Consider the following 8,963-nt stretch of genomic DNA (forward strand, 5'->3'; position numbering starts at 1 on the left):
TAAAGTTTTGAGGTTCGCATAATATTTTTATCTTTAGAGAGAACGAAAAGTAAGATTTTATGTCAAAAAAAGTAAAGGATTTCGGAATCGAAAAAACACTCAAAAACCTTGGTATTAAAGAAGAAAATAAAGGGACTTCAGTGGGCGGTAAATATTTCGCTTCAGGAAAGACGATTGAAAGCGTATCTCCTGCAGACGGGAAATTAATTGCAAAAGTAAAGACTTCCGGAGAAAGTGATTATGACAAAGTAATTGAAACGGCTCAAAAGGCATTTCAGGAATTCAGGCTGATCCCGGCTCCTAAGAGAGGAGAGATCGTAAGACAGCTTGGTTTAAAGTTAAGAGAATATAAAGAAGATCTTGGAAAACTGGTTTCCTATGAAATGGGTAAATCTTTGCAGGAAGGACTTGGAGAAGTACAGGAAATGATTGATATCTGTGATTTCGCGGTAGGACTTTCAAGACAGCTGCAGGGATATACCATGCATTCGGAAAGACCTGGTCACAGAATGTACGAACAATACCATCCGCTTGGGGTAGTGGGAATCATCACAGCATTCAACTTCCCGGTAGCCGTATGGTCTTGGAATACAGCGCTAGCATGGATCTGTGGTAACGTTACTATCTGGAAGCCATCAGAAAAAACTCCGCTTTGTGCTATTGCATGTCAGAATATTATGAATGAAGTTCTGAAAGAAAATAACCTTCCGGAAGGAATTTCAAGTGTGTTGGTAGCAGATCATGAAATAGGACAGAAGCTGGTAGATGATAAGAGAGTAGCTTTAGTATCTTTCACTGGTTCTACAAGAGTAGGAAGAATGGTTTCCTCTAAAGTAGCAGAAAGATTCGGAAAATCTATCCTTGAATTAGGAGGTAACAATGCCATTATCATTACTAAAGAAGCAGACCTTAATATGTCTATCATCGGAGCTGTCTTCGGAGCAGTAGGAACTGCAGGACAAAGATGTACTTCTACTAGAAGACTGATTATCCACGAAGATGTATATGATGAAGTAAAAACAAGACTGGTAAAAGCTTACGGACAATTGAAGATTGGAAATCCATTGGATGAAACCAACCATGTAGGACCGCTTATTGACGTTGATGCTGTAAACCAATATCAGGAATCTATCAAGAAATGTAAAAAAGAAGGTGGAAAATTTATTGTTGAAGGCGGTGTTTTATCTGGAAAAGATTACGAATCCGGATGCTATGTGAAGCCTTGTGTTGCTGAAGTAAAGAACTCTTATGAGATTGTTCAGCACGAAACTTTTGCACCAATTTTATACTTAATCAAATACAAAACATTAGAAGAAGCTATCGCCATTCAGAATGATGTTCCGCAGGGACTTTCTTCTGCAATTATGACTCAAAACCTTAGAGAAGCAGAATTATTCCTTTCTCATGCAGGTTCAGATTGCGGTATTGCGAACGTAAATATTGGTACTTCTGGTGCAGAAATCGGAGGAGCTTTCGGAGGTGAAAAAGAAACCGGAGGTGGTAGAGAATCCGGATCTGATGCCTGGAAGTATTATATGAGAAGACAAACTAATACTATAAATTATACCACTCAACTTCCTTTAGCACAGGGAATTAAATTTGATTTATAAAAGCTTTACTTAAAGCAATTAAAAACTATAAAAAACTTAATAACCTGAATGATTAAATGCTCAGCCTTTTGATCTTTTAATCATTCACTTATTAAATCACACAACAATTTATTATGGAACACACATTAGATATACAAGCAAATAAAGTTAAGGAAACAGTTGGAAAACATGTGTTGGCAGACGGTTTCGATTTTGTGATGGACATTGAAAAATCTCACGGATCATGGCTTTACGATAAACTTACAGACAGAGAATACCTGGATATGTTCTCTATGTTTGCATCAGCTTCCATCGGGTACAACCACCCGTATCTTGTAGAAAGATCAGAATGGTTGGGAAGAATGGCTGTTAATAAACCAACACTGGCAGACGTTTATTCAGAAGAATATGCTCACTTCTTAGAAGTATTTGAAAGAGTAGTTATTCCTGAAGAATTACAATATGCTTTCTTTATCGAAGGCGGAACTTTAGGCGTTGAAAATGCTTTGAAGGCTTGCTTCGACTGGAAAACACGTAAAAACTTTGCAAAAGGCTTAGACACTGAAGCAGGAATCTGTATTCACTTCAAACAGGCTTTCCATGGAAGAAGCGGTTATACTTTAAGTTTAACAAATACTTCTGATCCTAGGAAATACCAATACTTCCCAATGTTTAAGTGGCCAAGAATCCTAAATCCGAAATTATCTTTCCCAATTACAGAGGAGAATTTAGCAGAAACAATAAAGAATGAACAGCTTGCTTTAGTTCAGATTGAGGAAGCAATCCTGATGAACCCTGATAAAGTGGCTTGTATCATCATTGAGCCTATCCAGGCAGAAGGTGGTGACAACCACTTCAGAGATGAATTCTTATTAGGCTTAAGAAAAATCTGTGATGACAATGAAATCTTACTTATTTTTGACGAAGTTCAGACAGGTATTGCCATTACAGGTAAAATGTGGGCATTCCAGCACTTTACAGCTAAGCCGGATATCATTTCTTTCGGTAAAAAAGCCCAGGTTTGTGGAGTATTAGCCAACAAAGAGAAATTTGACGAAATTCCGAACAACGTGTTCAGAGAAAGCTCAAGAATCAACTCTACTTTTGGTGGAAACTTTATTGATATGCTTCGTTTCCAACTGGTAATGGAAGTGATCGAAAAAGAAAACCTTGTAGAAAATGCAAGAGTAGTTGGGGATTTCTTATTAGAAAGCTTAAAAGCATTAGCTGAGAAATATCCTTCAAAAATTTCCAATGCAAGAGGAAGAGGATTAATGTGTGCTATTGATCTTCCATCCGGAGCAGACAGAAATAAGATGATGACTGAACTTTTCAATGACGGATTGATCATTCTTCCTTGTGGTGATCAGTCTTTACGTTTCAGACCACATCTGAATGTTACCAAAGAAGAAATTCAATTGGCATTAGATAAAATTGAAAATAATATTAATAAAATTTAAAAACAAAGATTTGTAATTTTCAAAAAAACATTGTACATTTAGATACTCAAACAATTAGAATATGGAAAGAAGTACGAGAGTGTCAGTTTACGAAAGTGATAACCCTTCAGAAATTCAGTTGGTTAAGTCTAAATTGGATGACGCACAAATTACAAACTCTGTTGAAAACAACTATCTTACATTTACCACAACGCCCACAGCAACATCGCTAAAGGTTATGGTGGATCTGCAGGATGAAAAGAAAGCATTTGAAATTATTGATGCTTATCTTCAACAAAATGAAAATTAATAAAACAATTTCATAATTTTAAATTTTACTACTTCGAACCGAAAATTAATTCTTAATTAGTTTTCGGTTTTTTAATTAAATCAATCTTTAAATTATTAAAAAACTAAATGTTTAAAAGATGACTTGAACTGTTATTTTATATTAGAACCAGAAGTTTGTATTGGTCAGATTTAAATTTGATGCAAAGTTTTAGTAACTCTATATTATATTTTAAAGGAAGCGAAGAAGGAATCAATTTCATTGATTCTCATTAAGCGAACGGGTAGCCATTCGCTTATTCAACAACGAAGTCGAAACCTTTGCTCCCTCAAAGTTTTAAGCCTTATAAATCAATCTTTGCGTTAATAAAAACCGAGCTTTAATTCAGAGGTTCAAAAGGGAAATAGTTCTAATTTTTAATCTTTAAACTTTAGATTTTTTAATCAAAATCAACAACATGAATCCAGAAATCAAACTAAGAAAATCGGAAATTGAAGACAGAGACATTATTTGGGGAATCATCCAGCAATCCATTGAAAGAAGAAGACAGGACGGAAGCACACAGTGGCAGAACGGTTATCCCAATCTTGGAACAGTAGAAAGTGATATTGCTAAAGGTTTTGGATATGTGCTTACTGTAGACGGAGAAATTGCAGTATATGCGGCTTTAATTCTTAACGATGAACCGGCATACAGCAAAATTGAAGGGGCGTGGCTTAGTGACGGAGAATTTGTTGTGGTACACAGGGTTGCTGTAGATGAAAAATTTGCAGGGCAGGGAATGGTAAAAAAACTGTTCGATCATATTGAAGATTTTACAAGATCTCATGGAATCCAGAGTGTTAAAGTAGATACCAATCATGATAATATTGCCATGCTGAAGATCCTTGAAGGCAAAGGATATTCCTATTGCGGAGAGGTCCTTTTAAGAGATGGGCTGAGAAAGGCTTTTGAGAAGATTATAATTTAGGCCAAAAGTTAAATCCAATTTCATTGAATTTTTAAAACGCCCAGTATTTATAATCTCTATCAGCTTTGTTCGTTTGGTTCTGAACTAATTTTTACATTTGTTCAAATTTTTATATTATGCACCAAAGTATAGAAATTGATGAAAAAATTTTTCAGGATGCCGTAAAATTCTATGGCACCATTTTCAACCTACCCCCATTAGCTTCAAAAATCTATTCCTACCTTCTTTTCGATTATGAGAAAGTAGGAATTACTTTTGACGAGTTTGTTGAAGTGCTCTCCGCGAGCAAAAGTTCTGTTTCTACCAGTATTTCATTATTGCTGAATGCGCAGCTCATCGTAGATCATAACAAGATGGATGAGCGGAAACGGTATTTTTTCATCAATGATGAATACAAGAAAATCCGATTTGAGAAAATTGTCCAGAAAATGCGGGACGAATTAAAATTATTAGATGATTTAAACAACTTTAAAAAAAATAAAGACGATGGATACAATGAAAGAATAGAAGTTTACAAAGCACTCTTAAATAAAAACATAGAAAATATTCAGGAATCTCTTAATAAACTATAAAATGAATAATAAGCTAGTTATACTTTCAATGGCAGCGCTTTCTCTCACAGCCTGCAAAAAAGAAGCTCCGAAACAGGATGGTGCCAAGCCGTACCCTGTTGTTTCTGTGGAGTCAAAAAATATAGTAGGTTATCAGACGTTTCCGGCTACCATTCAGGGTAGGGTAAACAATGATGTACGTGCTAAAATACAGGGATATATTACCCAGCTATTGGTAGATGAAGGACAATATGTTACCAAAGGACAGCCTTTGTTCCGTCTGGAAACCAATATCCTTACCGAAAACGCAGCCGCTTCCAAAGCAGGAATCGGAGCTGCTGAATCTAATATTGCTGCAGCACAGGCATCTGTAAATGCAGCACAGGTTGAAGTGAACAAACTGAAGCCTCTGGTTCAGAAAAATATTATCAGTAACGTACAGTTACAAACTGCTCAGGCTCAATTGGCACAGGCACAGGCACAGTTAGCCCAGGCTCATGCTGCAAAAAGACAGGCTGAAGCTAATTATAAAGGAGTAGAAGCCAACATCGAATACTCCATCATTCGTGCCCCTATTTCAGGAGTAGTAGGAAAGCTTCCTTTAAAAGTGGGAAGTTTGGTAGGTCCATCTGATCAAACTCCTTTGACAACGATTTCTGATACTTCACAGATCTTTGCCTATTTTGCTATGAACGAAAAGGAATATTTTGATTTTCTTGAAAAAGTTCCGGGAGCTTCTGTACCTGAAAAAATCAAAAATCTGCCGATGGTGGAGCTGCAGCTTGCAAACGGCAGTCTTTATCCTGAAAAAGGGAGAATTGAGGCTATTACAGGACAAATTGATCCTACAACAGGAACTATTCAGTTCAGGGTTGGATTCACCAATGCTCAACGATTATTAAGCAACGGAAATAGTGGAACCATCAGATTCCCACAACGATATGACAACGTGCTGGTAGTTCCGGAAAGTGCTACTTATGAACAGCAAGGTATTGTTTATGCTTACAAAGTAGATAAAGATACAGCTAAGAATGTTGTGATTGATGTTATTGACAGAATCGACAACATGGCACTTATCAAATCCGGATTAAACAAAGGTGAAACTGTGATTGCAGCCGGAATCGGAGGGCTGAAGCCAGGTACTGCAGTAAAGCCGAAACCAATCAAAATGGATAGTCTTGTTCAATCTATAAAACCGAAATTCTAATGATAAAAAACTTTATTAACAGACCGGTTTTATCCACTGTAATCTCAATTTTAATTGTGATTCTCGGTGTTTTAGGACTGATCGCATTACCGGTTACACAGTATCCGGACATTGCCCCGCCCACGGTGAGTGTTACCACAAACTATACGGGAGCCAATGCCGAAACTGTAATGAAAAGTGTAGTTGTTCCTTTGGAAGAGCAGATTAACGGGGTGGAAGGAATGGATTACATTACTTCTTCTGCGGGAAATGACGGTTCTGCCAACATCCAGATCTTCTTTAAACAAGGGGTTGATCCGGATATTGCAGCGGTAAACGTACAGAACCGTGTGGCCAGAGCTACACCATTGCTGCCTGCCGAAGTAACCCGTTCAGGGGTAGTAACGCAGAAGCAGCAGACGAGTGCCCTGATGTATATGTCATTCTATTCTGAAAATAAAGACCTGGATGATGTATATCTTCAAAACTTCCTAAACATCAACGTTATACCTAACCTTAAAAGGATTAATGGTGTAGGGGATGCCAATGTTTTCGGCGGTAAAAACTACTCCATGAGAATCTGGCTGGATCCTGCTAAGATGGCAGCCTATGGCGTAACACCTACTGATGTTACATCTGCCATCAACGAGCAGAGTAGAGAGGCTGCTGCAGGTTCAATCGGACAAAACAGTGGAAGTTCTTTTGAGTATATCATTAAATATGTAGGTAAATTCAATGATAAGAGCCAGTATGACAATATCATCATCAAAGCCCTTAAAGATGGACAAAACCTTATGTTGAAAGACGTTGCCAAAGTAGAATTGGCAGGCCAGTCTTACTCAGGAATAGGGGAAAACGGAAACAATCCTTCCATCAGTATGGGGATTTTCCAGACACCGGGTTCCAATGCACAGGAGATTATTAAAAATATCAAGGAATATCTTAAATCAGCGGAAAGTACTTTCCCACAGGGGGTAAAGTATACGTATAACTTTGATACCAATGAATTCCTTGAGGCTTCTATTGAAAAGGTTGTACATACCTTAATTGAAGCGTTTATCCTGGTATTTATTGTAGTATATATTTTCCTTCAGGATTTCAGATCTACATTAATTCCGGCGATTGCGGTTCCAGTATCTATTGTGGGAGCATTCTTCTTCCTGAATTTATTCGGATATTCATTGAACTTACTTACTCTGTTTGCACTAGTACTGGCCATTGGTATTGTGGTGGATGATGCGATTGTAGTAGTGGAAGCCGTCCATGCCAAGATGGAACATGGTATTTCCGATGCTAAAAAGGCAACGGTAGAAGCCATGGATGAAATTACAGGAGCAATTATCTCTATTACCCTGGTAATGGCATCGGTATTTATTCCGGTAACGTTTATCAAAGGGCCAACAGGGGTATTTTACCAGCAGTTTGGTATTACGCTGATTGTAGCGATTGTGATTTCTGCAATTAACGCATTAACGTTAAGCCCGGTTTTATGTTCATTATTCTTAAAGCCACATGCAGAGCACCACAAAGAGTATCAGAATATGAATTTCCTTCAAAAGTTTTTCTATAAGTTCAATATTGCTTTTAAAACAACAACAGACCGTTATGGAAGAGGATTTGTATTCTTATTGAGACATAAATGGGTAACTTTAGTAATCTTTGCCATTACAGGAGGTATTTTATATTGGGCAAGCGGAACCATGAAAAAAGGTTTTGTACCCACAGAAGACAGAGGGATTATCTTTACCGATGTTCAGCTTCCTCCGGGAGCTTCTATGGAAAGAACCTATAACGTATTGAAAACGCTTCAGGCTAATGCAATGAAGGTTCCGGGAGTACAAAATGTTACCATTTCAACAGGTAGAGGTTTCTTATCCGGAAATGGTAGTAACAACGGTCTTGCCTTCATCAAATTGAAACCATTTGAAGAAAGAAAAGCAGGTGGACAAACTTCTGAAGATATCACCAAGAGGCTATTTGGAATTTCAGGAGCTGTTCCGGATGCTAAAGTAGTATTCTTCCAGCCACCGAGTGTACCGGGTTTTGGTAGTAGTGCTGGTTTTGAAATGGTATTATTGGATAAATCAGGAGGCGAGTATGCAGATTTAGATACTAAAACGAATGAATTCATCGGTAAACTGATGCAGAGACCTGAGATAGAATTTGCTCAGACTTCCTTCAATACAAAATATCCACAATACCAAATGGACATCAATGTTCCGTTAGCTAAACAGCTTGGAGTTTCGGTAAGTGATATCCTTTCAACAATGCAGGGGTATATTGGAGGTATTTATACCGCAGACTTTACGAAATATGGAAAACAGTTCAGGGTAATGGTTCAGGCTCTTCCTGATAACAGAAAAAGTATTGATAACCTGAATGAATTATATGTAAGAACAGGATCAGGAATTATGTCTCCTATCTCTCAGTTTGTAACATTGAAAAAAGCATATGGACCACAATCTGTAAGCCGTTACAACCTGTTTACATCAGTTAAGATTACAGGAGCTAACTCTGCAGGGTTCAGTTCCGGGGATGCAATTGCTGCAGTACAGCAGGTAGCACATGAAGCATTAAATCAAAATTATGCAGTTGAATTTACGGGGTTATCAAGAGAAGAATTAAATTCAGGTTCTCAAACCCTTCTGATTTTCGCGTTAAGTTTGATTTTCGTTTACTTTATCCTTTCTGCACAGTATGAAAGTTATATCCTTCCGCTGATTGTAGTTATTTCCCTTCCTTTAGGGGTTATGGGTGCTTACTTCGGACAGAAGATTATGGGCTTGGAAAACAACATTTATTTCCAGATTGCCCTGATCATGTTGGTGGGACTATTGGCAAAGAATGCTATTTTGATTGTTGAGTTTGCGGTTCAGAGAAGGCATCACGGTGAAACTATCGTTCGATCGGAAGAGCGGCGGGGAGGGAAGGAGTGTAGA

7 protein-coding genes are annotated in these 8,963 nt (G+C 37.7%); all 7 read left to right on the plus strand.

Annotated features, from left to right (window positions below; all coding sequences use genetic code 11):
* The first annotated feature begins 59 nt into the window (after positions 1-59).
* Positions 60-1,610: an L-piperidine-6-carboxylate dehydrogenase gene (gene amaB / locus BBH99_RS05220; RefSeq protein ID WP_066692940.1), complete on the plus strand. Its 1,551-nt coding sequence runs from the start codon at positions 60-62 to the stop codon at positions 1,608-1,610.
* A gap of 113 nt (positions 1,611-1,723) precedes the next feature.
* A complete protein-coding gene (gene lat / locus BBH99_RS05225; protein ID WP_066692943.1) occupies positions 1,724-3,049 on the plus strand; it encodes an L-lysine 6-transaminase in 1,326 nt (441 codons plus the stop codon).
* A 61-nt stretch (positions 3,050-3,110) separates the two neighbouring features.
* Complete coding sequence (locus BBH99_RS05230; RefSeq protein WP_066692946.1) at positions 3,111-3,338, plus strand: DUF2007 domain-containing protein; 228 nt, start codon at positions 3,111-3,113, stop codon at positions 3,336-3,338.
* Between the two features lie 436 nt (positions 3,339-3,774).
* A complete protein-coding gene (locus BBH99_RS05235) occupies positions 3,775-4,287 on the plus strand; it encodes a GNAT family N-acetyltransferase (RefSeq protein ID WP_066692948.1) in 513 nt (170 codons plus the stop codon).
* 116 nt (positions 4,288-4,403) lie between these two features.
* A complete protein-coding gene (locus BBH99_RS05240; protein WP_066692950.1) occupies positions 4,404-4,859 on the plus strand; it encodes a P-loop NTPase family protein in 456 nt (151 codons plus the stop codon).
* A gap of 1 nt (position 4,860) precedes the next feature.
* Entirely contained in the window at positions 4,861-6,045 is a 1,185-nt protein-coding gene (locus tag BBH99_RS05245) for an efflux RND transporter periplasmic adaptor subunit (protein ID WP_066692953.1), read from the plus strand.
* A partial coding sequence (locus tag BBH99_RS05250; RefSeq protein ID WP_066692955.1) for an efflux RND transporter permease subunit occupies positions 6,045-8,963 on the plus strand: 2,919 nt, incomplete at its 3' end. The genes BBH99_RS05245 and BBH99_RS05250, both read left to right, overlap by 1 nt.

It is taken from the genome of Chryseobacterium contaminans, assembly GCF_001684955.1.
GTDB classification, from domain to species: Bacteria; Bacteroidota; Bacteroidia; order Flavobacteriales; family Weeksellaceae; genus Chryseobacterium; species Chryseobacterium contaminans.